The following is a 24,119-nucleotide window of genomic DNA, read 5'->3' as shown; positions in this document are numbered from 1 at the left end:
CGAAAGAACTGTACAACGTGCAGAATAGAGCGGTGCAGGGCTCAAAGTAGGTCCTGCCACGGCCCGAAAGCCTTCGGCCCGTTATGGAGCAAAGAGTGCGTGACTATGGAAATTGCTGAACTGGACGCTTTCAAAGCGATTGTTGACTACGGCAGCGTCACACAAGCAGCGATCAGGTTAAACCGCGCTCAATCCAGTATTTCCTTCCGCATCAAGACACTCGAATCACGGCTCGATACCAAGCTGTTTGAACGCTCCGGTCGCGGTATCACGATGACGGCGCCAGGCAAGGAGCTCTATGCCTATGCCTCACAAATCCTCGAACTGGTTGCTCGCGCTCAAGCCAGCCTGAACCAGACAAAAACCGAAACACGGGTGCGTTTGGGTGTCATCGAAAACCTCACTATTACTCGCCAGAACCTGTTGCAAAGCATCGTTGCCAATCCCGACGGGCTGGCAGTGGATGTCAGCATTGGAAATACACAGTCGCTGCTCAAGGATCTTGAGGCCGGCAAGCTCGACGCAGTGATTGTCGGCGCAGGCTTTGCACCTTCGCATTATCGCCGGGTAACGCTGTTCAACGATCCGCTGGCCTTGATCTACAGCGCAGCACACCCCGCCATCCAGGACCTGAAAGCGTTCAGTGGCCAAGTGTTCCTGGTCAACAGCCGGCGCAGCGCTTCGCAACGTAATCTCGACGAACTATTCATGATGGGCAATATCACCCCGGAAAAAATCATCGAGTGTGGCTCTTATCCGCTGTTGTTTTCTAATGTGATCAACGGCGTGGGCGTTGCCCTGGTGCCGTTGTCACTGGTCGATTCGTGCTGCCGCAGTGAACAGGTGCAAACATATTTCCTGAGTGGTTCATATGCCTCGCTGACCACCGAATTCGTGTTTTTCGATCACCCTGGCAAACCAGCCCCCAGAGCGCTTGCGCAATGGGTGCTGGACTTCGAAAAACCGGCCCGCTTACCGCTGACGGAAGGGTAACGGGCCGGGCCCCCGTCAGCAGTTACACGATTGCCGCACCACCTCGTCCTCGAAGAGGTTGGACAGTTGCAGTCCATCCTCCTGGCTGCTCGCCCGAATGACGTCACCGTGCTGCAACTCGAAGGCATCCTTGTCGGTACTTAACGAGGCACCGAGCAAAACATAGTGAACCGTACCGGGCTCGCAAAGCTCTTCATGCTGGAACAACAGGGCTTCGAGTTCACGTTTGGCAAACATCAACTGATCCAGCCCTAATAGCGACTGTTTGTCCCACACGGTTTCACCACGCCGGACAATCGAACTCCTCACCACTGAGTAGCGCGGTGGTTCTGCGATCACCAGCTCGTGGCACAACGCGGTATTGCGCAACTTGGAGAGACCAGCCAGCCCGGGTTGAGTGTGACGCAGCACCGGGTCAGAAAAATCCACCGCCAAGGTGTAACCGATATAGCGGGGGTTTCGGCAGTCGTCGATGAGGTACACACAGGCATACTCGATCTCGATTCCCGCGCCACTGGCATGACACGGTGATTTGATCGCCCGGGAAGCGGCCACCAACCCTTTGCCGTTACCTTTGTAGTACCAGTCCGGCGAGGACCTCTGAGGCATGGGCAGACCATTGACCGAGCGATGCGTGTAACCAAAACCGCTCACCATGCACACGGCATCCCGTACGGGCCGCAGCGGCACGTTAAAGGTCATCAATGAAAGCGCTTCAAGCGGCACCGCTACCAAGGACAAGTTGCTTTTGAAGTGCTCCCAGGATTGCTTGCTACGCATGAATCGCACAGCCAACGCCTGAGAACTTTCGGCATCTTCGACCTGCCAGACCGTAGCCGATGCCCCCTTGCCCTGCACAATCCCCACCCACCGCACACCGTGACGGTCGACCGAATCGATGATTCTGTCCATCAAGCCGCCTCCGTGCGCAGTACCACCGGTGCCCGCCTTTTAATGGAACAGAGGATCACCCCACATACAATCAGCACCAGACTGACCAGGTGATAGGCGTGCAGTTGCACGTCGAGGAACACGATACTGAACAGCCCACCGGACAGTGGCACCAAGTGAGTGAAGATCTCACCACGGGTGGCACCGATTTCACCGATACCTTTGCTCCAGAACAAGTACGACAGCCAGGACGGGAAGATCACCAGATACGCCAGGCCCAGCCACGGTGCAGCGCCCTGCCCCAGGTTGAACGTCAGATCAGGGTGCAACACCCAAATACCAAGGCTGAACGGAATCAGGCACAGCGCCCCCACCACCGCGCAATACGTCACGAACGCATTGCCGGCGATGGTTTTTGGCTTTGTCCGCAAAAAGGAGCAATAGACAGCCCAACTGGCAGCCGAGGCCATGGTCCAGAAATCGCCTTTGTTGAAGCCTTCCAGGAAGCTCAAATCGGACAGATGCCCCATCGTCACCAGCCAGAACACACCCACCGTACTGATGACCACCCCAAGCATGTTCGACCTGGAGATGAAATCACCGAAAACGAAACGGTTGAGGGCCAGTACCAGACACGGCGTGGCCGACAGGTAAATCGCCGCATTCAACGAACTGGTGTATTGCAAACCGATATATAAGGTCAGCGGAAATATAACTTGGCCACAGATCGCCAACATAACCAGAGTCAACCATGACTTACGTGCGGCCGGCAAACTGGCGATCACGGCTTTATAGTTAATCAGCAGTAGTAAAGCGCTGGTAATCAGCCATCGAAGTTGCGACAGCAGCACCGGATCAACATCCACCACCATCAACTTTCCGACGACATAGTTACCGCCCCAGAACACGGCAGCGAGTGAAAGTAATAAGTACGGCATTGACGCCTCCGTTAGATCTTCTTCATTAACATGAAAGAGGCACCGTCGAACTCGACTTCCCCTCGCAGATGGAACAAGTCTTGATACACAGACAGTTGCGCCTGCAACACATCCGTAATGGGCACCAACAACAGTGCCTGCGTCGCCAGCACCCGGGCCAGTTCATTGACATAGACTCGGCAAGGCTCGGCCTCGACAGGCGAACTGTTGGCGACAATCAGTGAGTAACCCAATCGACGGCGATAGTGAAAGTCGCCGGCCGATGCGAATGGCAACCTCGAAAAATCCAGATCGGCGCGCAACCTGAGCTGCTTATGGCCGTAGTCCTGAGCCCACTGCAAGTGATGGGCAAACGGCTGCCGGGAACTGGAAATGACATCCAGGCTGTGCTGGCCGAACGCTTGAAGCTGAGCGTTATCGGATGGGGCAATCAGCAATACGGACTTTTTGCCCGGCGTGTCGAGATACTCCGCCAGTGGTGCCGGCAATGTCGGCGTCTCGCGCTTCGGGCTGTCACGGTAGATCATCAACCAGTCCGAATTGATCGCGGCCCAATTGCTGACTTGCAGCGTCTGCTCGATCGACGGCTGGTAGGTTTCCATGAGGTGAGCCTTGAACGGCAGGTATTGCAGGACCTTTCCCTGATCGCCAACGATGGAATAATCGCCGACCCATGTATTGAGGAAGGAACGGATTCCGACGATGCTCGCCTTACCCAGGTAATCCGCGTTCCAACCCACAATCGCTTCACGCCCGACCCACGCGTAATCGCACAGTCGCACCGGTGGCAGGCGCGTCATCGCGACAGTCCGCGAGCCGATGGAGAGCCGACCATACGGGTCATGGTCCTGACGCAGTAACTGACTTCCCGGCGATAGCCAGACACCATCGCCTATATCCACATCGCCGCCGGCATTGACCGCAGCGTTACGACCAAAACGCACATACTGTCCAATCTTGATCGAAGGCAAATCCTGCGCCGAGTGATCGAGTTGATGATCGGCATGGGGGTGGCTGAAATACGCACCGTTTTCAAAATGAGTGGGCGAAATCAGGTGTTCTCCGACCTGCTCCTTGACGAGCAGCGGTGAGCCACTGGTATTGACCGAAAAGTGCTCCGGGGACAAACCGAAATCGTCACCCAGTTCTTTCAAACGCTCTCCAAAAGTTACCCCGAACTTGATCTCGTCGCGATGACAACTAATTGTTTGCGACGCTTTTCTAAGTTCTCGAAGTGTTTTGACATAACGCGGAACAGGTTGAGAAACATCTGCAGAACTTAATGCCCGCTCCAATGCTCCCAACTCCTGAATATCACTGTCCAGCTCCAAAGGACTGACACTGACCGACGCATCCATATAGTGCTTTATCATCTAGGCTCTTTTTTTTCTAATGAGTACTAACCGGATGTTCACCCCAACTGTGAACATCACACGCCACATGATCGTATGTCGGATAGAACCCGCTGAATAACGAGTTTTATATCTGGCACCCATCGATAAATACGAATGGGCGAATGGAAGAGCCGATTATTCCGAGGAAAGTGCGAATGCAATCCCGCTGACAACCGTTATTGAAAAACCAGCGCCTCAGGCACATCCACATCCCACAACACCCCGGGATCCTCCACCGCCACTTCGACCACCCTCGCCTGTGCGAATAGAGACTTAGCGCCGTGATCACCGGTCAATGCCATCAATCCCGGACCGAAGCTTCGCCCGAACCCCACCGGGTGCCCATATTGCCCCTCATGCACCGGCACGCTGATCGCATCCTCCGCAATATTCGCAACAACCTGTTCAATGCTGGACGGCAGGATAAACGGCATATCCCCCAGCACAATCAGCCAACCAGCGAGTTGCGAGCACGCCGCCACACCCGCCGCAATGCTGTCGCCCAGACCGGTCGACTCGATCCGCACAATTTCGCAACCATAGGCCTGAGCCATACGAATCACTTGCGGGCGATCCGCCGTGGTCACCAGCACGCGCTTCTCAACCGCGGCGGGCAGATTCACCAGCACCTGCTCGATCACCGAATGCACGGTGACGCCATCACGACCGGTGCAGTCCACCAGCAGCTTGTCCTTATCGTCACCCGCTACCTGTCGAAACCGACTGCCCTGCCCCGCAGCCACTACGATAACGCCGATGGGGTCGCTCATACGCCCTCCTGCAACGGCTTCTTCTGTTTCAGCTCGACGCCGTTCTTGATCGCCACAATTTCGGCCAGCAGCGACAAGGCGATTTCCGCCGGTGTATGGCTGCCGATGTGCAAACCGATCGGCCCGTGCAAACGCTCGATGGCCTGTTGTGACAAGCCTAGCTGAGCCAGATTGTCCCGGCGCTTCTGGCTGTTGACGCGCGAACCCAGCGCACCGACATAAAACGCCTTGGAGTCCAGGGCCGTGAGCAGCGCCATGTCATCCAGGCGTGGATCGTGGGTCAGCGCGACAATGGCTGTGCGCTCGTCGGTCTGGATGGTCAGCACCGCTTCATCGGGCATGCCCGGGACGAAGCGACCGTGTTGCTCTTCCCAGCCGTAGACGAACTCGGTGCGCGGATCGCAGATCAGCACTTCGAAATCCAGCAGCCGCGCCATCTCGGCAACATAGCGCGACAGTTGGCCGGCGCCGATCAGCAACAGCCGCCAGCGCGGACCATAAATGGCGCGCAAGGTCTGCCCGTCAAACACCAGCGCATCGGTCTTGCTCGCTGACTGCAGAATCACTTCACCGGTCGCCAGGTTCAGCTCACGCGCAACGATTTCATGCGCCTCGCAGCGCATCAGCAATTCGGCAACCCACGCCGGATCGCCGACGCGCTCCTCGGTCAGGCGCAATGTGCCCCCGCATGGCAAACCAAACCGCGCGGCCTCCTCACGGGTGACGCCATAGGTAATCAACTGCACCGGCGGCCCGTCGGCCGGGATACGGCCATCGTGCAGCCGGGCAATCAGGTCATCCTCGACACAGCCACCGGACACCGAGCCAATCACCACGCCGTCTTCACGCAAGGCCAGCATGGCACCAGGTGCCCGGGGCGCGGTGCCCCAGGTCTGGACCACGCTGTACAACATCACCCGCTGACCGGCGCGGCGCCATTCCAGCACGCTGCGCAGGACGTTCAGATCGACGCTGTCCATCAGGCTTGCGCCTTCTGCCAACCCTGCAGCTGATAGCGTACCGGCAGGTTACGGATGCGCTTGCCGGTGGCCGCAAAGATCGCGTTGCACAGCGCTGGCGCGATCGGCGGCACACCTGGTTCACCGACTCCACCCAACGGCACATCGCCCGGTGGCGTGACCAGGTGCACGGCGATTTCTTTCGGTGCCAGAGACATGCGTGCCACCTCGTACATGTGGAAATTGTCCTGCTGAACCTTACCGTCCTTGAAGCTGATTTCCCCCAACACCGCGTTGCCCAGGCCCATCACGCAGGCGCCTTCGAACTGCGAGCGAATCCGCTCAGGGTTGATCTGCGGGCCGCAATCAACGGCGATGTCGGCCTTATGCACGATCAACGTGCCATCGTCTTTGACTTCGACCTCGATCACCGCCGCCACATAAGTGACAAAACTATAGTGCACCGCCAGGCCCAAGCCTCGGCCCTTGGGCAACTCACGCCCCCAACCGGCCGCTTTGGCGGCGGTTTCCAGCACGGTGCGCATCCGTGCGGTATCGATCGGGTAACGTTCGGGGGATTCACCGTAGTTCCACTCTTCACTCAAGGTGCGCGGATCGATCTGACGGTCCGGGCCGAGCAGTTTGATCTGGTACTTGAGCGGATCCTGGCCAGCCTTGTGGGCCAGTTCATCGACAAAGCTCTGAATCGCAAAGCCGTGGGGAATGTTCGACACCGAGCGATACCAACCGACCCGGGTATGGACCGTCGCTTCAGGGTTTTCCAGGCGCACATTGGGGATCGCGTAAGCCATGTTGGTAAAGCCCATGCCCAACTCGAAAGCCGCCTCATGGTTCATCCCCGGCGCGAACAGCGCGGTGATACTCGGCGCCACCGTGCGGTGCAGCCAGCCGGACGGCAGACCGTCCTTGTTCAGGCTGGCCTTCAGGTATTCGGCCGACACAGTGTGGAAATAGGAGTTGTGGATGTCGTCTTCGCGGGTCCATTGCACCCGCACCGCCTTACCCGGGAACTCCTTGGCCAGGATCGCCGCTTCAACGACGAAGTCCGGCTTGGATTTGCGACCGAAACCGCCGCCGAGCAAGGTGACGTTGAACGTGACGTTATCGAACGGGATGCCGAGGCGCTCGCCGATCCGTTCGCGGGTGACTTGCGGTGCCTGGCTTGGGGCCCAGGCTTCGCACACGCCGTCCTTGAAACGGGCGATGGCGACCATCGGCTCCATTGGCGATTGTGCCAGGTGCGGCAGGTAGTAAGAGGCTTCGAGGGTGCTGTCGGCGCTGCTCATGGCCTGGTCGATGCTGCCGGTATTGCGCACCACTTTGCCGGGCTTGAGGGACGCGGCTTCGAGTTCCTTGCGGTAGGCGATCGAGTCATAACTGGCGTTGGGGCCGTCATCCCACTCGATTTTCAGCGCTTCGCGGCCCTTGATCGCCGCCCAGGTATTGCTGGCCACCACGGCCACACCGCCCAGAGGCTGAAACTCGGACGGCAATGGACGGCTTTCGATTTGCAGGACCTTGATCACGCCCGGGACTTTCATCGCGGCGCTGGCATCGAAGGATTTGACCTTGCCGCCGTAGACCGCTGGACGCGCGATGGTGGCGAAGAGCATGCCGTCGAAATGCACATCGGCGCCGTATACCGCGCGACCATTGACGATGTCCGCACCGTCGATGGCCTTGGTGCCTTCCTTGCCGATGTAACGGAATTCCGAGGGTTGCTTGAGCCGCAGGCTGTCGCGGGCCGGCACTGCCAGTGCCCCGGCAGCAGCGGCCAAAGCGCCGTAGCCCAGTTCACGACCGGTCGGTTGGTGAATGACTTTATGCAATTGCGCATGGCACTCGCTAACCGGCACTTTCCACTGCGCGGCAGCGGCTTGCTCAAGCATGGTCCGCGCGGCAGCACCGCAACGGCGCATCGGCTCGTACCAGTGACGCATGCTGCGCGAACCGTCGGTGTCCTGATTACCGAAACGCACTTCGTCGCCCGGTGCCTGTCGCACTTTGACCAGCGCCCAGTCGGCGTCCAGTTCATCGGCCACCACCATGGTCAGGCTGGTGCGCACGCCCTGGCCCATTTCCGAGCGGTTGCAAACCACGGTCACGCTGCCATCGGCGGCGATGCTGACATAAACCTTTGGATCATCGATCCAGCCATTGGGCATGCCGTCAGCGCCGAACTTCTTGTCTTTTTCGGCCGCAAGGGCGTCCTGCCAGCCCCAGCTTGCCGCCAGCACCAGCGCACTGGTGGCGCCCACGCCTTTGAGGAAACCACGGCGGCTGAGGTTGCTCAGCGCAAAGTCATTCGGTAACTGGCTCATGCCTTGGCCTCCTTCAGGTGAGTGGATGCCTGGCGGATGGCGGTCTTGATCCGGTTGTAGGTGCCGCAACGGCAAATGTTGCCGACCATCGCCTCTTCAATCTGCTCGTCGCTGGGGTTCGGGTTGGTTTTCAGCAAGGCGGTGGCCGACATGATCTGCCCGCCCTGGCAGTAACCGCACTGAGCCACGGCGCTGTCGAGCCAGGCTTGCTGGACGACTTTGCCAACCGGGTCGGCGTGCAGGTTATCGATGGTGGTGACGTTCTGGCCGACTACCGAGCCGATCGGCGTGATGCAACTGCGCGCAGGCGCGCCATCGATATGAATGGTGCAGGCGCCACACAGGCCCATGCCGCAGCCAAATTTGGTGCCGTTGTAGCCGGCCACGTCACGGATCGCCCAGAGCAGCGGCATGTCCTCGGTGACATCGAGTTGATGATCTTGTCCATTGAGTTTCAGGGTAATCATGGGCACGCCCGCATAGTTATAGAGGTTATGGGGTCGAGCAATCTGCCGCGTGGGTTCCTTCACGCAGATCGACTCAGGCTAATGGGCTCTCTTATGCAGACGGCAACGTCTGCACCGGGCCTTTGGTGGAGCAAATGCATGCATCGTTAGGTAGCTAAGTTAACCCAGCATTAACAAAAAAGCCCTGCACATTTGAAGATGTGCAGGGCTTTGGAATCAGCCGTGAAAGCGTAGCCTCAATACCGATTGGGCTCCATTTCCAGGTCGACGTGGAAACGTTCTGAAATGTCTTTTTGAATGCGTTGCGCCAGGTTCAGCAATTGCAGGCCTGTTGCGGCGCCGTAGTTGACCAGCACCAGCGCCTGTAATTTATGCACACCGGCATCACCGTCACGAAAGCCTTTCCAGCCGGCCCGTTCGATCAGCCAGCCCGCCGCCAGTTTCATTTGCCCGTCAGGTTGCGCGTAGGCTACCAGCTCCGGGTATTGCTCCTTCAGTTGCGCCACCAATGTCGCCGGCACCAAGGGGTTCTTGAAGAAGCTGCCGGCATTGCCGAGCACCGTCGGGTCCGGGAGTTTTTCATTGCGAATGCTGCAAATAGCCTGACTGACATCGGTAGGCGTCGGGTGATCAATGCCCAGCGACGTCAGGCGCTGGCGAACCGGCCCGTATTCCAGGTGCAGGTGAGCGGTGCGATTGAGGGTGAAACGCACCCGCAGGATCAACCAGCGCCCCGGTTCCTGTTTGAACAGGCTGTCACGGTAGGCAAAGTTGCACTCGGCCAGCGTGAAATCCCGCAACTCGCCGGTTTGGCGATCAAGGGCCGTCAGGCCGGCAAAAACGTCTTTGATCTCGACGCCGTAAGCGCCGATGTTCTGCATCGGTGCCGCGCCCACAGTGCCGGGAATCAGACTGAGGTTCTCCAGCCCCGACAATCCTTGCGCCAGCGTGTGCTGCACAAACGGATGCCACGGCTCGCCCGCCTCGGCTTCGATCACCACCTGGTTGCCGTCATCGCTCAGCAGGCGAATCCCGCGTGTGGCCATGCGCAGCACCAGTGCCTGCACATCAGCGGTCAGCAGCAAATTGCTGCCGCCACCGATCACCAGCACGGGCACATCATGTTCCAACCCATAGGCCAGGGCTTCGCGCACATCAGCATCGCTATGGGCCTCGGCAAACAGCCGGGCCTGAACATCCACGCCAAAGCTGTTGAACGGCTTGAGCGATACCAGCGGATGTACCTGCAAACTCATAACCGCCCCTTCAATTCGATCACCAGCAGGTCGCTGGCGCGTTCGATCAGGTCCAGTACCTGTTCGAAACCCTGGTCGCCGTCGTAATAAGGATCCGGCACTTCATCGATTTCCGACTGATAGCGACGCAGGAACAGGTCCAGCTCGGCCTTGCCCTTGGCCGGTTGCAGGGCCTTGAGGTGACGCAGGTTGCTGTTGTCCATCGCCAGAATCAGGTCGTAGCTGGCGAAATCGGCGCGGGTCACTTGCTGAGCGCGCTGGGCGGACAGGTCGTAGCCGCGCAGTTTCGCCGCGGCCTGGCTGCGCTTGTCCGGAGCCTTGCCGACGTGCCAGTCACCGGTGCCAGCGGAAGCTACTTCGACATGATCGGCCAGCCCCGCCTCACGCAGTTTGTGCCGCAATACGCCTTCGGCCGTCGGGGATCGGCAGATATTGCCCAGGCAGACGAACAGAACCCGCATCAGGCCTCCAGCAAGCGACGAACGCGCTCGAGGTCTTCAATGGTATCGACGCCGGTAGGCGGGGCGATCAGCGCATCGGCAACGTGAATCCGCACCCCGTGCCAGAGCGCCCGCAGTTGCTCCAGAGACTCGGTGTTTTCCAGCCAGCACGGGCCCCAAGTGACGAAGTCATGCAGAAAACCGGCGCGATAGGCATAAATGCCGATGTGGCGGCGATACGGCACACCTTCCGGCAATTGCTCGCGGCTCTTGGCGAACGCATCGCGAGCCCACGGCAAGGTGGCACGGCTGAACGTCAGCGCCAGGCCATTGAGGTCGCTGACCACCTTGACCACGTTGGGATTGAACAGGGTTTCCACGTCTTCGATCGGCTCGGCCAGGGTGGCCATGCGCGCCTCGGTGTGGGCGGCCAGGTTGGCGGCGACCTGATCGATCACGCTCGGCGGAATCAATGGCTCGTCGCCCTGAACGTTGACCACGATAGCGTCCGGGGCCAGGCCCAGTTTCGCCGCGACTTCGGCCAGACGGTCAGTGCCGGAATTGTGGTCTTCGCGCGTCAGTACCACTTCGGCACCAAAGCTTTTGCAGGCCTCGACAATGCGCGCATCGTCAGTGGCAACGACCACTCGCTGGGCACTGCTTTTGCTCGCTTGTTCCCAGACGTGCTGGATCATCGGCTTGCCGGCGATCAGCAGCAGAGGTTTGCCCGGCAGACGGGTGGAGGCATAGCGCGATGGAATGACAACGGTAAAGGCTGTGGTCATTTATCCAGGCGCTCGTCGGTGGTCAGGGTACGCGCTTCACTTTCGAGCATCACCGGGATGCCATCGCGAATCGGGTATGCGAGGCCAGCGCCCTTGCTGATCAGCTCGGTTTTGTCGGCGCTGAGCTTGAGCGGACCTTTGCAGATCGGGCAAGCGAGAATATCGAGCAATTTGGTGTCCATGAACATTCCCTGGATAGAAACGGAGTTAAGGCAAAAGACGAGCCGGCAACAGGCGCACCAGCTGCGTATCGAACCAGGCCACGAAGGCCGGCGATGGCGCAGCATCGACCGCCAGGTACCACCAATCGGCGGCGGCGAAGGCACGGCACTTCACCGCGTCTTTTTCCGTCATCACCACGGGCAATGACGGTGTGAAATTCAAGGCCTGCACGCTGTACTCGGCGTGGTCGGCAAATGCATGCGGCACTGGCCGCCAGTGTAGCGTTTCGAGGGTCGTGAAGAAACGCTGGGGATTGCCGATCCCGGCCACGGCGTGAATGGCCTGGCCTGCGGGGAAGTGGTCGAGAGGCCGGCGTTCGCCGCTTTGCAGATTGACCAGCGCGGTGGGTTGCAGCTGGAAGGCAAAACCGTCCATGCGGTCGGCCGTGGCGCCGTTATAAAGCACCGCATCGACGCTTTGCAGACGCTCAATCGGTTCGCGCAACGGCCCGGCAGGCAGGCAACGCTGGTTGCCCAGACCCCGGGCGGCATCGATCAGCACCAGTTCCAGGTGCCGGGCCAGCCGGTAATGCTGCATGCCGTCGTCGGAGAGGATCAGGTCCAGCGGCTCGCTCGTCAGCAAGGCTTTGACTGCGCTGCTGCGGTCCGGGTCGATCATCAGCGGCACGCCGGTGCGCTGGACGATCAACAACGGTTCATCGCCCGCCACGTCCGCGCTTTGGTCCGCCTTGACCCGCCACGGCAATTGCGGCGGTTTGGCGCCGTAGCCACGGCTGACCACGCCGACCCGCAGCCCGCTGCGCTGGCAATGCTCGATCATCCACAAAATCAGCGGTGTCTTGCCGGTACCGCCCACCGTGATATTGCCGACCACAATCAGCGGCACCGGCGGCTGATAGATCTCGCCTTCACCCGCCAGAAAACGCTTGCGCTTGCCGGTAACCACGCGCCGATACAGCCATTCCAGAGGCTGCAACAGCTTCAGCGCCGGATGGCCTCCGTACCACGCAGCGAGCAATCGATCGGACATGGCCATCAGGACGCCGGCGCCGCCTCGACAGTGGTCATGCGCAAGTGACTGAAACCGAGCTTGCCGGCAGCGTCCATCGCAGTGATGACGGACTGATGAGGCGTCTTGCCATCGGCGCTGATGGACAATGGCAGGTTGGTATCGCCATTGGATTCTTTCTGTAGCGCTTCCATCAGGCTGGTCAGGTCATTCTTGGGCAACAACTGGTTGTTCACGGAGAACACACCTTCGGCGCTGATGGCGATGTCCAATTGTTTGGCCTGCTGGTCCTCGGCCGGGGAACCGCTGACCGCTTCCGGCAAGTCGACGCGCAACTGGGTTTCACGGGTGAAGGTGGTGGTCACAACGAAAAACAGCAGCAGGATAAACACCACGTCGATCAACGACGCGAGGTTGATGTCTATCGTTTCCCGTGGTTTACGACGGAATTTCACGCTTTGCCCTCAGCCAGATCCACGTCGCGGTCACCCTGCACTACCTCGACCAGCTTGATCGCTTCCTGCTCCATGCCCACCACCAGCTCATCTATGCGGCGTTGCAGAAAACGGTGGAAGAACACGGCCGGGATGCCGACCATCAGGCCTGCGGCAGTGGTGATCAGTGCCTTGGAAATACCACCGGCCAGCACTGAGGCGTTGGTGCCCATGCCCGTGCCCATGAACGCACTGAAAATATCGATCATGCCCAGCACTGTACCCAGCAACCCCAACAACGGGGCCATGGCGGCAATGGTACCGAGGGCATTGATGTACCGTTCGAGCTCGTGAATCACCCGCGCAGCGGCCTCTTCGATGCACTCTTTCATGATCTCGCGACCATGCCTGGAATTCGCCAGACCGGCAGCCAGGATCTCGCCCAACGGAGAGTTGGCGCGCAGTTCCTTGAGTTTTTCTTTATTGAGTTGTTTGTCCTTGATCCAGACCCAGACCTGCCCGAGCAAGTGCTCCGGGGTCACGCGGCTGGCACGCAGGGTCCATAGACGCTCAGCGACGATCGCCATGGCCGCGATGGAGCTCAGAATGATCGGCAGCATCATCCAGCCGCCGGATTTGACCAATTCCCACACAGTGACAGTCCCCTCGAAAAGTGCGCCACTCTAACATAGGGGGTGGACGCACCGAAGACCGCGATGTCGCATCCGGTCGGGCTTCAATAGTTCGGGTTACTGGCTGGATGGTGGCGGACCGCGCCAGAAGCGCCGTTCTTGAAGCATCGTCCACGGCGGCTTGAAGCGCCCCAGTTGCAGACGAATGGCACCTTGCTCGGCGCTGTCGTAGATCGCCACACCACGCTTTTGATACCGCGCCACGACCGTGGGATGGGGATGGCCGAAAGAGTTGCCGTTGCCACGGGAGATCAGCACCGCTTTGGGCTGCAAGGTGCTGAGCAGCGCCATTGAAGACGAACTGCGACTGCCATGGTGCGGAGCCTGCAACCAATCTGTCGGCACCGCCAATGGACCGTCGAGCAGCGCCCGCTCGGCTGCGGCATCGATGTCACCGGTCAGCAGCAACCGCTCGCCGTTGGCCTCGATCTGCAACACGCAGGATTTCTGATTGCTGTCGCTGGCAGACGGCCACTGCCAGAGTTGAAACTTCACGCCGTCCCAGGCCCATTGCTGACCACTCTCGCAGCCCTCGGCGTGCAGTTCGTCTGGCAGGGCCAGATGATCGCCACTCAGTATTTGCTTCACCGGTATTCCATTGGCAATCGCTCGCGCACCGCCGGCGTGATCGGCATCGGCATGGCTGATCAGCATCAGATCAATGCCGTTCACACCCAGTTTGCGCAATGATGGCAGCACCACCCGCTCTCCCAGGTCGATATCGCCGAACCGTGGCCCGGCGTCATACAGCAAGGTGTGATGACGGGTACGCACCAGGATTGCCAAACCCTGACCGACATCCAGCTGCCAGACCTCGGCCATGCCTTCAGGCAATGTGTGCCGGGGTGCAAAAACCAGTAACAGCAACATCGGCCAGCCCAACGGGCGCAACGGCACGCCTCGCGGCAGTAACAGCACAAAGGCCCCCAACATACCGAGCGCCCATATCCACAACGGGACCGCCACCGGTACCCACGCAGGCAATTGCCCGGCCATCAACGCCAACGCCTTGAACAAAAGATCGATCAGACCGCCGGCCAGCCACAGCAATCCTTCGCCCACATAAGGAACGGGCAACAACATCGTCCCAAGCAGAGCCGGCGGCAGAACCACCAGGCTGACCCAAGGCACCGCCAGCAAATTGGCCAGCGGCCCGCTGAGACTGATCGGCAACCCCAGCACCAACAGCAGCGGGCACAGACCGATCGCTATCAGCCATTGGGCGCGGGTCCAGGTCTGCCACCAGCGCCACGCACCCAATCGTCCGCCAAAGGTGAAAATCAGCACTGCCACCGCCGCAAACGACAACCAGAAACCCGGTTGCAGGCTCGCCAGCGGGTCCAGTAGCAAAACACCGTCAAGCGCCAGCAACAGCGGCCACCATGCGCCGAGGTGACGAAACCGTAGTCGCCATAACAGCACCAGACCGATCATCAGGCAGGCCCGGCGCACCGGCACTTCGAAGCCGGCCAGCAGCCCATAACCGAGGGCCGCCGCGAACGCCAGTCCGCATGCCCATGGCAACCACGGCAAGCGCTTGGGCCATAAGCCGTAACGCGCCAACCCGGCAATCAGCAGATACATCACGCCCGCCAGCAAACCAATGTGCTGCCCGGAAATCACCAACAAATGCACGGTGCCGGTGTCTTGCAGCACCTGCCAGTCCTCACGACTCAACCCGGCGCCATCCCCTAGCACTAACGCCGTCAGCGCGCCCGTTCGCCCCTGGGCATCCACGGCCTGCAAACGCTGACGGATGCCGTCGCGCCAGGCCCACTGTGCCTCCCTCAGGCGCTGGCCGTCCTTGACGGTTCCGGTGGCGCCGATGTGCCGGGCCAGTAACCAGGCGTCGTAATCGAACGCATGCGGGTTGAGCAACCCGACAGGACGCTTCAATTTGACCGCCAGCCGCCAATGTTCACCGCTGTTGACGGGCGGCCCGTCATACCAGGCCAGGCGTAGGTGCCGAGGCAGTCTGGTGCGACGCGACTGACTGTCCGTCAGTTCGAAACGCACTACGCCCTCGGCCTGCTGCGGCAACCCGGTCACACGACCTTCGACCCAGCGAGTCTCGCCATCAAGATTCAGTGCCAGGCGATCATTCAGCGCCCACTGTGCATTCGCGCCCGCCCAACTGAAACCGAACAGAAAAAATGCCAGGGGAAAGGTGCGAAACGGCAGCAACATCAAACCCACTACCGGCAACAACAGCCACAACCCCGCCGGCGGTAATACCGGTAAAAAACGCAGGGCCAGCAGACCCAACGCCAGCGCCATCATCCCTGTGCGCATAAGCCCGTCCTTGAGAGTCCCCGCCCTAGGCTTAGCCGGTCCGTCGCACGTCTGTCGTTATCAATTGTCACAAAGTCTGAATGGGCGGTTCGTAGAATCCAGACATACTTGCCGCCTGAACCGACCGAGAAGCCTTATGCCCCGGCGCTTATTCAAACGTTACATGCCAGACCCGACCAGCATCAGGGAACACAAATCCTTACGCTTTCTCGGCACCCTGCTGCATGACCCGAACCTCTGGCACCTCAATCGCCACTCTGTCGCACGGGCCATGGCGGTCGGTCTGTTCGCGGCGTTCCTGCCCATCCCGTTGCAGATGCTGTTGGCGGCCATCCTTGCCATTGTGGTACGCGGCAACATGCCGATAGCTGTCAGCCTGGTCTGGCTGACCAACCCGATCACCATGCCGGCGGTGTTCTTTTGCACTTACCAGACCGGCGCCTGGCTGATGGACGTCCCCGCCCGCAGCCTGCCGGATGAGTTGACCTGGGAATGGATCAGCGGCGAACTCTCGAGCCTGTGGCAACCGTTCTTGCTCGGTTCGGTGGTCACGGGGTTGGTGCTGGGTGCCCTCGCCTATTGCCTGGTGATGATGTATTGGCGCTGGTGGGTGAGTCGGCAGTGGAAACGGCGTAAGAAAAGTCGAATGTGAGAATGTAAAACGGCCTCCAATGCGGAGGCCGTTTTTTTTTGCGGTGCCTGGGCTGACGTCATCGCGGGCAAGCCCGCTCCCACAGGGATCTGTGTCGCTCACAAATAATGTGGCCAACGCCAATTCACTGTGGGAGCGGGCTTGCCCGCGATGAAGGCGACTCGGCCTTCCTTACGTACGCATCCCGCGCCCACTCACCAGCAACCGCGCACAACCGATGTACAGCACAACAGTCGCTATCAGCATGAAGGTGATCGCCACGCTGATCTTGATATCAGACACACCGAGGATGCCGTAACGGAAAGCGTTGACCATGTGCAGCACCGGGTTGGCCAGTGACACTGTCTGCCAGAACGGTGGCAGCAAGCTGATCGAGTAGAACACTCCGCCCAGGTAGGTCAACGGCGTCAGCACGAATGTCGGGATGATCGAAATATCATCGAAGTTGCGCGCAAATACCGCGTTGATGAAACCCAGCAGCGAGAAGATCGTCGCCGTCAGCACCACCACCAGAACGGTCACGCCCAAGTGATGCACCTGTAAATGAGTGAAAAACAGCGACAGCAGGGTCACAATGATCCCGACCATCAACCCGCGCAGCACGCCGCCCAAGGTGTAACCGATCAGAATCGTATGCGGTGACACCGGCGACACCATCAATTCTTCGATGGAACGCTGGAACTTGCTGCCAAAGAAACTCGACACCACGTTGCCGTAGGAGTTGGTGATCACCGACATCATGATCAGCCCCGGTACGATGTACTCCATGTAAGTGAAGCCACCCATGTCGCCAATCTGCCGACCGATCAGGTTGCCGAAGATAACAAAGTACAAAACCATGGTGATTGCCGGCGGCAGCAGGGTCTGCGGCCAGATCCGGGTGAAGCGCTTGACCTCACGGTAAACGATGGTATTGAGGGCAACGAGGTTGGGTTGCAGCTCGGAACTCATACCGCCACCTTCGACAGATTTTTCTCCACCAGGGACACGAACAACTCCTCGAGGCGATTGGTTTTGTTACGCAGGCTCAACACTTCGATGTTCTGCTGCGCCAATTGGGTGAACAGCGCGGTAATGCCCATGGCCTTGTCGACCTGAACTTCCAGGGTATGACTGTCGATCAGCTTGGCCGGGTAACCCAGCAACTGCGGTGCCACTTGCAAGGTGTTCTTCATATCTAGCAGGAAGGTTTCGACATGCAGTTGGCTGAGCAACTGCTTCATGCTGGTGTTCTCGACAATGGTGCCGTGGTCGATGATGCCGATGTTGCGGCACAACTGCTCAGCCTCTTCCAGATAGTGAGTGGTGAGGATGATAGTGATGCCTTTCTTGTTCAGTTCGGTGAGGAAGGTCCACATCGAGCGACGCAATTCGATGTCTACCCCCGCCGTCGGTTCGTCGAGGATCAGCAGGCGCGGTTCGTGAACCAGCGCACGGGCGATCATCAGTCGGCGCTTCATGCCGCCGGACAGGGAGCGCGACGGCACATCGCGTTTGTCCCACAGGCCCAGTTGGGTCAGGTACTGCTCGGCGCGTTCCTTGGCGATTTTCGGCGGAATGCCGTAGTAACCGGCCTGGGTCACGACAATGTCGAACGTCTTTTCGAACTGGTTGAAATTGAATTCCTGGGGCACCACACCAATGCAGCGCTTGAGCGCCGCCGGTTCCTTGTCCAGGTCATGACCGAAGATATTCACTGTTCCGCTGGTCTTGTTCACCAGGGTCGAGAGAATGCCGATAGTCGTGGATTTGCCGGCGCCGTTGGGGCCGAGCAAGGCGAAAAAGTCACCTTCGGCGACGTCCAGATCGATACCACTCAAGGCCTGGAAACCGTTGCCGTAGGTTTTGGTTAACTGCCGGATGGACAGAGCGGAACTCATATCGGATTTACGCACCAAGAAGGGAAGAAAGGAATAAATAAGGGCGGGCGGCGAGCAATGCAACCGCGGCGCATGAGCGCAATGGTGCTTGTCGCTGCCGCACAAGTACAGTCAAGCGTGTCGATAGTGAGTATTAAGTCAACGCGGTCATGACGGCTTTGCGATACGCCGGACGCTGTTTCAGGCGCTCGTACCAGGCCTGCAAATGAGGCTGCGGCGCACGCTCGATCGGCATCTCGAACCAGGCATAAATGAAGCAGCCCAATGGGATGTCGCCCATGCCGATCTCATCGCCGGACAGGTACGGTTTGGCCGCCAGCGCTTGATCGGCCATCGACAGCAGACCGTCGCACTCTTTGATCGCGGCCTTGATGGCCGGCCAGTCCTGCTGGTCTTCCGGAGTGCGCAACACGCCCCAGAACACCGTGCGAAACGGGGCGGCAAAACTTGAGGTGGTCCAGTCCATCCACTTTTCCGCCGAGGCACGGGCCTGCAGATCTGTCGGATACCAAGCCGTATCGCTGGCATGACGGGCCATCAGATAACGGACGATGGTGTTGGATTCCCACAGCACAAAACCGTCGTCTTCGATCACCGGCACGCGGCCGTTGGGATTCATCGCGCGGTACTCAGGCGTGTCGACCACGCCAAAGGCGCCGCCGGCATCGATGGCTTCATAGGCCAGGCCCAGTTCTTCGGCCGCCCACAACGGCTTCCTGACATTCGACGAATTTTTCCGACCCCAAATCTTCAGCATGACCGCCCCTTTTTGGATGAATGCGCAGGCAGCATACGCCGGATCAGGCGCGACTCAAATCGCTCTGCATGTCACCCAGCAGCACCGGCAGTTGCTCGTCGAACAGATGCGGATAGCACTTTTCCAGGTGTTCGAAAAAGAATGCTTCCGGCACATCGGTGAACTGGCCGTGATCGATCAGGTACTCCATCAGCTGCTCGCCGTCACGGTTGAAGGGGTGGAACACGCTGTCATTGATCCCGTCGAACTCCAGCGGCGCGACATTGAACAGTTCGCAGAGTTGTTGATTAAAAGCCGGCGTGGCTTTGACCCAACGATCGTTCAGATATAACTCGGTGTAGCCATGCATGGCGAACACATCGCTCTTGAGCAATTCGAGCAGACGCGGCGTCGACAAATGATTACGCACATCCGCCAGACCGATACGCGCCGGGATCCCGCAATGCCGGGCTGCACCGGCCAGCAGCGTGGCCTTGGGCACGCAATAACTCTCCCCCGCCGCCAGCGCATAGCTGCCGCGCAAGGTCTCTGGATCGCGGCTGAAGGTGTACGGGTTGTAGCGCACGGCCTCGCGCACTGCGTAATAGAGATTGATCGCCTGTTCAAGCGGATCGCGCCCGGCGCCACGATGTTTTTCGGCGAACTCCACCACCGAGGGGTGGTCACTATCGATGAAGCGGCCGGGGCTCAGACATGCGTGCATGGGAACAATCTCCTGGGGGAAGCCACGAGTCTAGCGACACCTTCAGCACAGAGATAACGACGTTTCGGCCAAATATCAGCGTTTGCCGCCCTGTCGATAACAGCGCTCAACCGTCTGCCCTCGAAATAACTGACAAGTTTCAGCCGTTGCTTCCTACAAACTCAGACCTATCGCTCTGACCTCCACTTTTATGGATGCCGTCTAAGCTCTGAAAGTGGTTTTGCCCTTGGCTTCATGGAGAATTGAATATGCTGCTGTTGTGGATACTGGTTCTGGTGGTCGGGATTGCCTATCTGGCCCATCGCCGCACTGCGCCTCTGCCCGCCTTGGGCATCATCGCTGTCTATTTGCTGGCGATGGGCATCTTCAGCCATGCCCCCGTCTGGCTGATGCTGATTTTCTGGGTGATGCTCGCAGCCGTGGCCGCTTTCCTGTTGCTGCCGGATCTGCGCCGAAAACTCTTCACGGCGCCGATGTTCAGCTGGTTTCAGAAAAACCTGCCGCCGATGTCGCAAACCGAACGTGAAGCCATTGAAGCTGGCACGGTCTGGTGGGACGGCGAGCTGTTCAACGGCCGCCCGGACTGGAACAAGCTGCTGGCCTATCCGAAAGCGCAACTGAGCGAAGAGGAACAAGCCTTCATCGATGGCCCGACCGAAGAGCTCTGCGCCATGGTCAGCGATTGGCAGATCGGCCAGTTGCTGGATCTGCCGCCCAAGGCTTGGGATCACATTAAACAACATGGCTTTTTTGCCCTGATCATTCCCAAGGAATACGGTGGCAAAGGCTTCTCGGCCTATGCCCACTCTCAAGTGGCGATGAAACTGGCCACCCGCAGCGGCGACCTGGCCTCGACGGTCATGGTACCCAACTCCCTCGGCCCCGCGGAACTGCTGCTGCATTACGGCACTGACGAACAGCGCAATCATTACCTGCCACGGCTGGCCCGTGGCGACGATATCCCCTGCTTTGCCCTGACAGGCCCGATGGCGGGCTCCAACGTCGGCGGGATGACCGATACCGGGGTGATCTGCAAAGGTGAATGGGAAGGCAAAGAAACCCTCGGCCTGCGTCTGAACTGGGAAAAGCGCTACATCACCCTCGGCCCGGTGGCGACCTTGATCGGCCTGGCCTTCAAGGCCTATGACCCGGATCATCTACTGGGCGACAAAGTCGACCTGGGCATCAGTCTCGCCTTGATTCCGAGCCAGACCCCCGGTGTAGAAATCGGTCGCCGTCACCTGCCACTGGGCGCCTCGTTCATGAACGGCCCGAATTCCGGCAAGGATGTGTTCGTACCGCTGGAATTCATTATCGGCGGTCAGGAGATGCTCGGCGAAGGCTGGATGATGCTGATGAACTGCCTGTCAGTCGGGCGTTCCATTTCGCTGCCTGCCATCGGTACCGCTGCGGGTAAGTTCACCAGTCTGGTGACAGGCCAATACGCGCAGGTTCGCGAACAATTCAACGCACCGCTGTCAGCCTTCGAAGGGATTCAGGAAGCGCTGGCGCGGATCGCCGGCAGCACCTGGCTGATGGACAGCGCACGGATGCTCACCGCCAACGCGGTCGACCTCGGCGAAAAGCCGTCAGTACCCTCGGCCATTATCAAATACCACCTCTCCGAACGCGGTCGCGAATGCATCAGCCACGCCATGGATGTTCACGGCGGCAGGGCCATCATCATGGGTCCGAACAACTACCTGGGGCGTAGCTGGCAAGGTGCACCTATTGCCGTCACGGTCGAAGGTGCGAACATCCTGACACGCAGTTTGATGATCTTCGGCCAGGGTGCTATTCGCTGCCATCCGTTCGTACTCAAGGAGATGGCCCTCGCCCATCGCGAAGACAAACAACAGGCACTGGTCGAATTCGACGCATTGCTGCTCGACCATATTGGTTTTGCCGTGTGCAATGCTGCCAGCACCCTGGTGCTGAACCTCGGCCTCGGGCATTTCGAACACATGCCCGGGGACAAACTCAGCCAAGGCTATTTCCGCGCCCTCAACCGCCAGGCCGCGGCCTTTGCCCTGGTGGCAGACCTGAGCATGATGCTGCTGGGCGGTGAACTGAAACGCCGCGAACGGCTGTCCGCACGTCTGGGTGATGTACTCAGCCATCTGTATCTGGCCTCCGGCGCACTCAAGCGTTATCACGATCTCGATTCGCCCGAGCATATGCACCCGCTGTTCGCCTGGGCCATGGAAGAGAGCCTCGGCCAGTCCGAACGTGCGCTGGACGAACTGCTGACCAACTTCCCGAACAAGGTGCTTGGATGCCTGCTGCGGGTGATGGTGTTCCCGTTCGGTCGTCGCCACAGAGGCCCGTCGGACAGACTGGCGGCCAACGTCGCAGCCGTCATCGGCCGTCCCAAGGGCGATCCAACGCTTGAGGAGTTACTGGGGGGCTGCTATCGCCCGCAATCACCAGAAGACTCGGTCGGTGCTCTGCAGCACGCCTGCGATTTGCTGAACGCCGCCAAACCGCTACAGAAAAAACTCAATACGGCGCTGAAAAGTCGCCAGGTCAAACCCACTCTCGGAGAATCTGTCATCGATACCGCCCTGGAGGCCGGCGTTTTGCAACCGGTTGAAGCCCAGACTTTGCGCGAGGCAGAAGTGGCACGACGCAAGGTGATCGATGTCGATGATTTCGACCCCAAGGAGCTGGTATTGGCCAAAGGCAAGGTTCGCTGATCCAGCAGACCGTGTGTCTTCTCGCTATCATGGGGGCTCTTTACCATGTGAAAAAGGGGCGCAGGAGCTTTATACTCTCGCGCCCGTTTTGCTCTTGAGGACTTATCTCGTGTCCAACGTCGTTGCCGATCATCTCGTCTTGCTCGACCACCTGCGCAGCATCCTGGTCGCCGTAGGTGAGGCCGAACAGGTTCCCGAAGAAAGCCATGCCTTGTTCCTGGAGCGCTTCGACGAACTGCGTGCATTGCTGCCGGTCGACCCGATCGAAAGCCAATACCTGGGCCAGGACATTCTGTGTCAGGTGATCACTCGTTATCCGCAAATCGCCCACCTGGTCCCGCGCGACCTGCTGTGGTACTTCGCCGGCGACTGCCTGCATTACATGCCCGATGATGAAATCGACCTGTACCAGGCCCTCGAAGAACGTCGCTTCGAAGCCGAACAGAACGACGAGCCGTTCGACTGGAATCAGGAAAAACAGCTGCTGGCGATGTCGAACCAGGACAGCAAGCACTGATCCCACAGTCAGTAATGCAAAAGGCCCGCATGGTTGAACATGCGGGCCTTTTTATTGGTTCGTGAAAATCAAAGCAACCCATCACTCTCCGGCAACTCATACGCCACCGCGACCGTGCCCACTGCACTTGGCTTGCCCGGCCTGCTCAACGTTGGCTCCTTCTCCAGGCATTCCACCAGATAGTCGATCAACACCCGTAACTTGGGCGGTAGATAGCGGGTTGGCGAATGCAGCAGCCAGGCGCCTCCGTGGTAGGACGCCAGAAAAGTCCAGTCCGGCAGTACCTGCACGATCAGCCCTTGTTCCAGCGCATAACGGGCGGTGAAGTACGGCAGGCTGCCGATTCCGATGTGTTGCAATACCGCGCCCAGTCGCACACCCGTGTGATTGGCGGCATAACGTCCGCGCACGCCGACGGTCACGGCTTTGCTGCCTTTCTTGAATTTCCAGCGCGCATCGCTCGGGGTTTCGCCCAGATAGATGCAGCTGTGGTTGAGCAAGTCGTGGGGATGAGTCGGGGTGCCGTGTTCGGCCAGGTATTGCGGGGTTGCGCAGAGCAAATGATCGATGGTCAGCAACTGCCGCCCCACCAGCCCTGCAGGCGGGCGATCGGTGATACGGATCGCCAGATCGACGTTGTCGTCGATCAAATCCACCTGACGGTCCTCGAGCAACAACTCCACATTCACTTTGGGATAGCGCCGCAGAAATTCCGGCATGTGTGGATGAATCACGAATCGCCCGACGGCTTTGGGCACGCTGACACGCACCAGCCCTTCTGCCTCATGGGTGAACTGACCGCTGATTTCCATCACCGACTTCGCCGCGCTGACCATCTCCTGGCAACGCTTGAACACCTCTTCGCCACCGTCACTCAGGCGCAGCTTGCGCGTGGTTCGTTGCAGCAACCGCGTGGCGAGTGCCTTCTCCAGCCGAGAAATGCTGCGACTCACCGCCGAGGGTGAAGAACCTAATTGACGCGCGGCTTCGGAAAAACTGCCGGTCTCGACAACCTTGACGAAAATCGCCATTTCACCGAGCAGCGGCAGGGGAAGATTTATGCTCACAGC

General features: G+C 59.4%; 24 protein-coding genes. 4 read left to right on the top strand and 20 right to left on the bottom strand.

Going from position 1 to position 24,119, the window contains the following annotated elements; all coding sequences use genetic code 11:
- Positions 1–105 precede the first annotated feature (105 nt).
- Positions 106–993, top strand: a complete 888-nt coding sequence (locus KGB18_RS08370; protein WP_123723080.1) for a LysR family transcriptional regulator — start codon at positions 106–108, stop codon at positions 991–993.
- Positions 994–1,008: 15 nt separating this feature from the next.
- Here the strand turns inward: KGB18_RS08370 and KGB18_RS08365 are convergent, their stop codons facing one another.
- The 15 genes from KGB18_RS08365 to KGB18_RS08295 all read right to left on the bottom strand — a co-directional run bounded on the left by KGB18_RS08365 (position 1,009) and on the right by KGB18_RS08295 (position 15,844).
- On the bottom strand, positions 1,009–1,905 hold the full coding sequence (locus KGB18_RS08365; protein ID WP_123723079.1) for a hypothetical protein: 897 nt from the start codon (positions 1,903–1,905) through the stop codon (positions 1,009–1,011).
- Positions 1,905–2,822 carry a DMT family transporter gene (locus tag KGB18_RS08360; protein WP_123723078.1) on the bottom strand — a complete coding sequence of 306 codons (918 nt, stop codon included), beginning with the start codon at positions 2,820–2,822 and terminating at the stop codon, positions 1,905–1,907. Before KGB18_RS08360 ends, KGB18_RS08365 begins: the two co-directional genes overlap by 1 nt.
- 11 nt (positions 2,823–2,833) lie before the next feature.
- Positions 2,834–3,976 carry an acyltransferase gene (locus KGB18_RS08355; protein ID WP_201060637.1) on the bottom strand — a complete coding sequence of 381 codons (1,143 nt, stop codon included), beginning with the start codon at positions 3,974–3,976 and terminating at the stop codon, positions 2,834–2,836.
- A gap of 416 nt (positions 3,977–4,392) precedes the next feature.
- Positions 4,393–4,986 carry an NTP transferase domain-containing protein gene (locus tag KGB18_RS08350; protein WP_123723076.1) on the bottom strand — a complete coding sequence of 198 codons (594 nt, stop codon included), beginning with the start codon at positions 4,984–4,986 and terminating at the stop codon, positions 4,393–4,395.
- The gene (locus tag KGB18_RS08345; RefSeq protein ID WP_123723075.1) at positions 4,983–5,966 is read right to left on the bottom strand and encodes an XdhC family protein; all 984 of its coding nucleotides are present in this window, start codon (positions 5,964–5,966) and stop codon (positions 4,983–4,985) included. The genes KGB18_RS08350 and KGB18_RS08345 overlap by 4 nt, the downstream gene beginning before the upstream one ends.
- Positions 5,966–8,287, bottom strand: coding sequence for a xanthine dehydrogenase family protein molybdopterin-binding subunit (locus tag KGB18_RS08340; protein WP_123723074.1), 2,322 nt, complete (start codon positions 8,285–8,287; stop codon positions 5,966–5,968). Before KGB18_RS08340 ends, KGB18_RS08345 begins: the two co-directional genes overlap by 1 nt.
- Positions 8,284–8,754, bottom strand: coding sequence for a (2Fe-2S)-binding protein (locus KGB18_RS08335; protein ID WP_038982082.1), 471 nt, complete (start codon positions 8,752–8,754; stop codon positions 8,284–8,286). The genes KGB18_RS08340 and KGB18_RS08335 overlap by 4 nt, the downstream gene beginning before the upstream one ends.
- Positions 8,755–8,990: 236 nt before the next feature.
- Positions 8,991–10,010, bottom strand: coding sequence for a UDP-N-acetylmuramate dehydrogenase (gene murB, locus KGB18_RS08330; protein ID WP_123723073.1), 1,020 nt, complete (start codon positions 10,008–10,010; stop codon positions 8,991–8,993).
- Positions 10,007–10,471 carry a low molecular weight protein-tyrosine-phosphatase gene (locus tag KGB18_RS08325; RefSeq protein ID WP_123723072.1) on the bottom strand — a complete coding sequence of 155 codons (465 nt, stop codon included), beginning with the start codon at positions 10,469–10,471 and terminating at the stop codon, positions 10,007–10,009. The genes murB and KGB18_RS08325 overlap by 4 nt, the downstream gene beginning before the upstream one ends.
- Positions 10,471–11,235: a 3-deoxy-manno-octulosonate cytidylyltransferase gene (gene kdsB, locus KGB18_RS08320; protein WP_123723071.1), complete on the bottom strand. Its 765-nt coding sequence runs from the start codon at positions 11,233–11,235 to the stop codon at positions 10,471–10,473. Before kdsB ends, KGB18_RS08325 begins: the two co-directional genes overlap by 1 nt.
- Positions 11,232–11,417, bottom strand: a complete 186-nt coding sequence (locus KGB18_RS08315) for a Trm112 family protein (RefSeq protein ID WP_003174668.1) — start codon at positions 11,415–11,417, stop codon at positions 11,232–11,234. Before KGB18_RS08315 ends, kdsB begins: the two co-directional genes overlap by 4 nt.
- A 25-nt stretch (positions 11,418–11,442) precedes the next feature.
- Positions 11,443–12,453, bottom strand: a complete 1,011-nt coding sequence (gene lpxK / locus KGB18_RS08310) for a tetraacyldisaccharide 4'-kinase (protein WP_223569674.1) — start codon at positions 12,451–12,453, stop codon at positions 11,443–11,445.
- A complete protein-coding gene (locus KGB18_RS08305) occupies positions 12,453–12,881 on the bottom strand; it encodes an ExbD/TolR family protein (RefSeq protein ID WP_007904055.1) in 429 nt (142 codons plus the stop codon). The genes lpxK and KGB18_RS08305 overlap by 1 nt, the downstream gene beginning before the upstream one ends.
- Positions 12,878–13,513 (bottom strand): MotA/TolQ/ExbB proton channel family protein, encoded by a 636-nt coding sequence (locus KGB18_RS08300; RefSeq protein ID WP_008067747.1) that lies wholly within the window; start codon positions 13,511–13,513, stop codon positions 12,878–12,880. Before KGB18_RS08300 ends, KGB18_RS08305 begins: the two co-directional genes overlap by 4 nt.
- A 96-nt stretch (positions 13,514–13,609) precedes the next feature.
- The gene (locus KGB18_RS08295) at positions 13,610–15,844 is read right to left on the bottom strand and encodes a DNA internalization-related competence protein ComEC/Rec2 (protein WP_123723070.1); all 2,235 of its coding nucleotides are present in this window, start codon (positions 15,842–15,844) and stop codon (positions 13,610–13,612) included.
- Between the two features lie 136 nt (positions 15,845–15,980).
- Between KGB18_RS08295 and KGB18_RS08290 the strand changes: the two genes are divergently transcribed.
- A complete protein-coding gene (locus KGB18_RS08290; protein WP_123723069.1) occupies positions 15,981–16,496 on the top strand; it encodes a DUF2062 domain-containing protein in 516 nt (171 codons plus the stop codon).
- Between the two features lie 171 nt (positions 16,497–16,667).
- On the opposite strand, the gene KGB18_RS08285 is transcribed toward KGB18_RS08290, so the two are convergent.
- The 4 genes from KGB18_RS08285 to KGB18_RS08270 form a co-directional block, all read right to left on the bottom strand.
- Positions 16,668–17,447, bottom strand: a complete 780-nt coding sequence (locus KGB18_RS08285) for an ABC transporter permease (protein WP_052964869.1) — start codon at positions 17,445–17,447, stop codon at positions 16,668–16,670.
- A complete protein-coding gene (locus KGB18_RS08280; RefSeq protein WP_123723068.1) occupies positions 17,444–18,376 on the bottom strand; it encodes an ABC transporter ATP-binding protein in 933 nt (310 codons plus the stop codon). The genes KGB18_RS08285 and KGB18_RS08280 overlap by 4 nt, the downstream gene beginning before the upstream one ends.
- A gap of 133 nt (positions 18,377–18,509) precedes the next feature.
- Positions 18,510–19,133, bottom strand: coding sequence for a glutathione S-transferase family protein (locus KGB18_RS08275; RefSeq protein WP_123723067.1), 624 nt, complete (start codon positions 19,131–19,133; stop codon positions 18,510–18,512).
- 43 nt (positions 19,134–19,176) lie between these two features.
- On the bottom strand, positions 19,177–19,836 hold the full coding sequence (locus KGB18_RS08270; RefSeq protein WP_123723066.1) for a transglutaminase-like domain-containing protein: 660 nt from the start codon (positions 19,834–19,836) through the stop codon (positions 19,177–19,179).
- A 248-nt stretch (positions 19,837–20,084) separates the two neighbouring features.
- On the opposite strand from KGB18_RS08270, the gene KGB18_RS08265 reads away from it, so the two are divergent.
- Positions 20,085–22,532, top strand: coding sequence for an acyl-CoA dehydrogenase (locus KGB18_RS08265; protein WP_123723065.1), 2,448 nt, complete (start codon positions 20,085–20,087; stop codon positions 22,530–22,532).
- Positions 22,533–22,641: 109 nt separating this feature from the next.
- The gene (locus tag KGB18_RS08260; protein WP_007905217.1) at positions 22,642–23,049 is read left to right on the top strand and encodes a PA2817 family protein; all 408 of its coding nucleotides are present in this window, start codon (positions 22,642–22,644) and stop codon (positions 23,047–23,049) included.
- A gap of 68 nt (positions 23,050–23,117) precedes the next feature.
- Here KGB18_RS08260 and KGB18_RS08255 read toward each other — a convergent pair whose 3' ends face one another.
- Positions 23,118–24,116, bottom strand: coding sequence for a LysR family transcriptional regulator (locus KGB18_RS08255; RefSeq protein WP_123723064.1), 999 nt, complete (start codon positions 24,114–24,116; stop codon positions 23,118–23,120).
- Positions 24,117–24,119 lie beyond the last annotated feature (3 nt).

The sequence above is a fragment of the Pseudomonas sp. BF-R-26 genome (assembly GCF_019947395.1).
Lineage (GTDB): Bacteria > Pseudomonadota > Gammaproteobacteria > Pseudomonadales > Pseudomonadaceae > Aquipseudomonas > Aquipseudomonas farris.
Note: the sequence above shows the minus strand (reverse complement) of the source record. Positions and strands in the feature narration are given on the sequence as shown.

Excerpts from the sequence above, each read along its gene's own strand:
- KGB18_RS08370 (WP_123723080.1), top strand. The coding sequence starts at position 106 with ATGGAAATTGCTGAACTGGACGCTTTCAAAGCGATTGTTGACTACGGC.
- KGB18_RS08365 (WP_123723079.1), bottom strand. The coding sequence starts at position 1,905 with ATGGACAGAATCATCGATTCGGTCGACCGTCACGGTGTGCGGTGGGTG.
- KGB18_RS08360 (WP_123723078.1), bottom strand. The coding sequence starts at position 2,822 with ATGCCGTACTTATTACTTTCACTCGCTGCCGTGTTCTGGGGCGGTAAC.
- KGB18_RS08350 (WP_123723076.1), bottom strand. The coding sequence starts at position 4,986 with ATGAGCGACCCCATCGGCGTTATCGTAGTGGCTGCGGGGCAGGGCAGT.
- KGB18_RS08345 (WP_123723075.1), bottom strand. The coding sequence starts at position 5,966 with ATGGACAGCGTCGATCTGAACGTCCTGCGCAGCGTGCTGGAATGGCGC.
- KGB18_RS08340 (WP_123723074.1), bottom strand. The coding sequence starts at position 8,287 with ATGAGCCAGTTACCGAATGACTTTGCGCTGAGCAACCTCAGCCGCCGT.
- KGB18_RS08335 (WP_038982082.1), bottom strand. The coding sequence starts at position 8,754 with ATGATTACCCTGAAACTCAATGGACAAGATCATCAACTCGATGTCACC.
- murB (WP_123723073.1), bottom strand. The coding sequence starts at position 10,010 with ATGAGTTTGCAGGTACATCCGCTGGTATCGCTCAAGCCGTTCAACAGC.
- KGB18_RS08325 (WP_123723072.1), bottom strand. The coding sequence starts at position 10,471 with ATGCGGGTTCTGTTCGTCTGCCTGGGCAATATCTGCCGATCCCCGACG.
- kdsB (WP_123723071.1), bottom strand. The coding sequence starts at position 11,235 with ATGACCACAGCCTTTACCGTTGTCATTCCATCGCGCTATGCCTCCACC.
- KGB18_RS08315 (WP_003174668.1), bottom strand. The coding sequence starts at position 11,417 with ATGGACACCAAATTGCTCGATATTCTCGCTTGCCCGATCTGCAAAGGT.
- lpxK (WP_223569674.1), bottom strand. The coding sequence starts at position 12,453 with ATGGCCATGTCCGATCGATTGCTCGCTGCGTGGTACGGAGGCCATCCG.
- KGB18_RS08295 (WP_123723070.1), bottom strand. The coding sequence starts at position 15,844 with ATGCGCACAGGGATGATGGCGCTGGCGTTGGGTCTGCTGGCCCTGCGT.
- KGB18_RS08290 (WP_123723069.1), top strand. The coding sequence starts at position 15,981 with ATGCCCCGGCGCTTATTCAAACGTTACATGCCAGACCCGACCAGCATC.
- KGB18_RS08285 (WP_052964869.1), bottom strand. The coding sequence starts at position 17,447 with ATGAGTTCCGAGCTGCAACCCAACCTCGTTGCCCTCAATACCATCGTT.
- KGB18_RS08280 (WP_123723068.1), bottom strand. The coding sequence starts at position 18,376 with ATGAGTTCCGCTCTGTCCATCCGGCAGTTAACCAAAACCTACGGCAAC.
- KGB18_RS08275 (WP_123723067.1), bottom strand. The coding sequence starts at position 19,133 with ATGCTGAAGATTTGGGGTCGGAAAAATTCGTCGAATGTCAGGAAGCCG.
- KGB18_RS08270 (WP_123723066.1), bottom strand. The coding sequence starts at position 19,836 with ATGCACGCATGTCTGAGCCCCGGCCGCTTCATCGATAGTGACCACCCC.
- KGB18_RS08265 (WP_123723065.1), top strand. The coding sequence starts at position 20,085 with ATGCTGCTGTTGTGGATACTGGTTCTGGTGGTCGGGATTGCCTATCTG.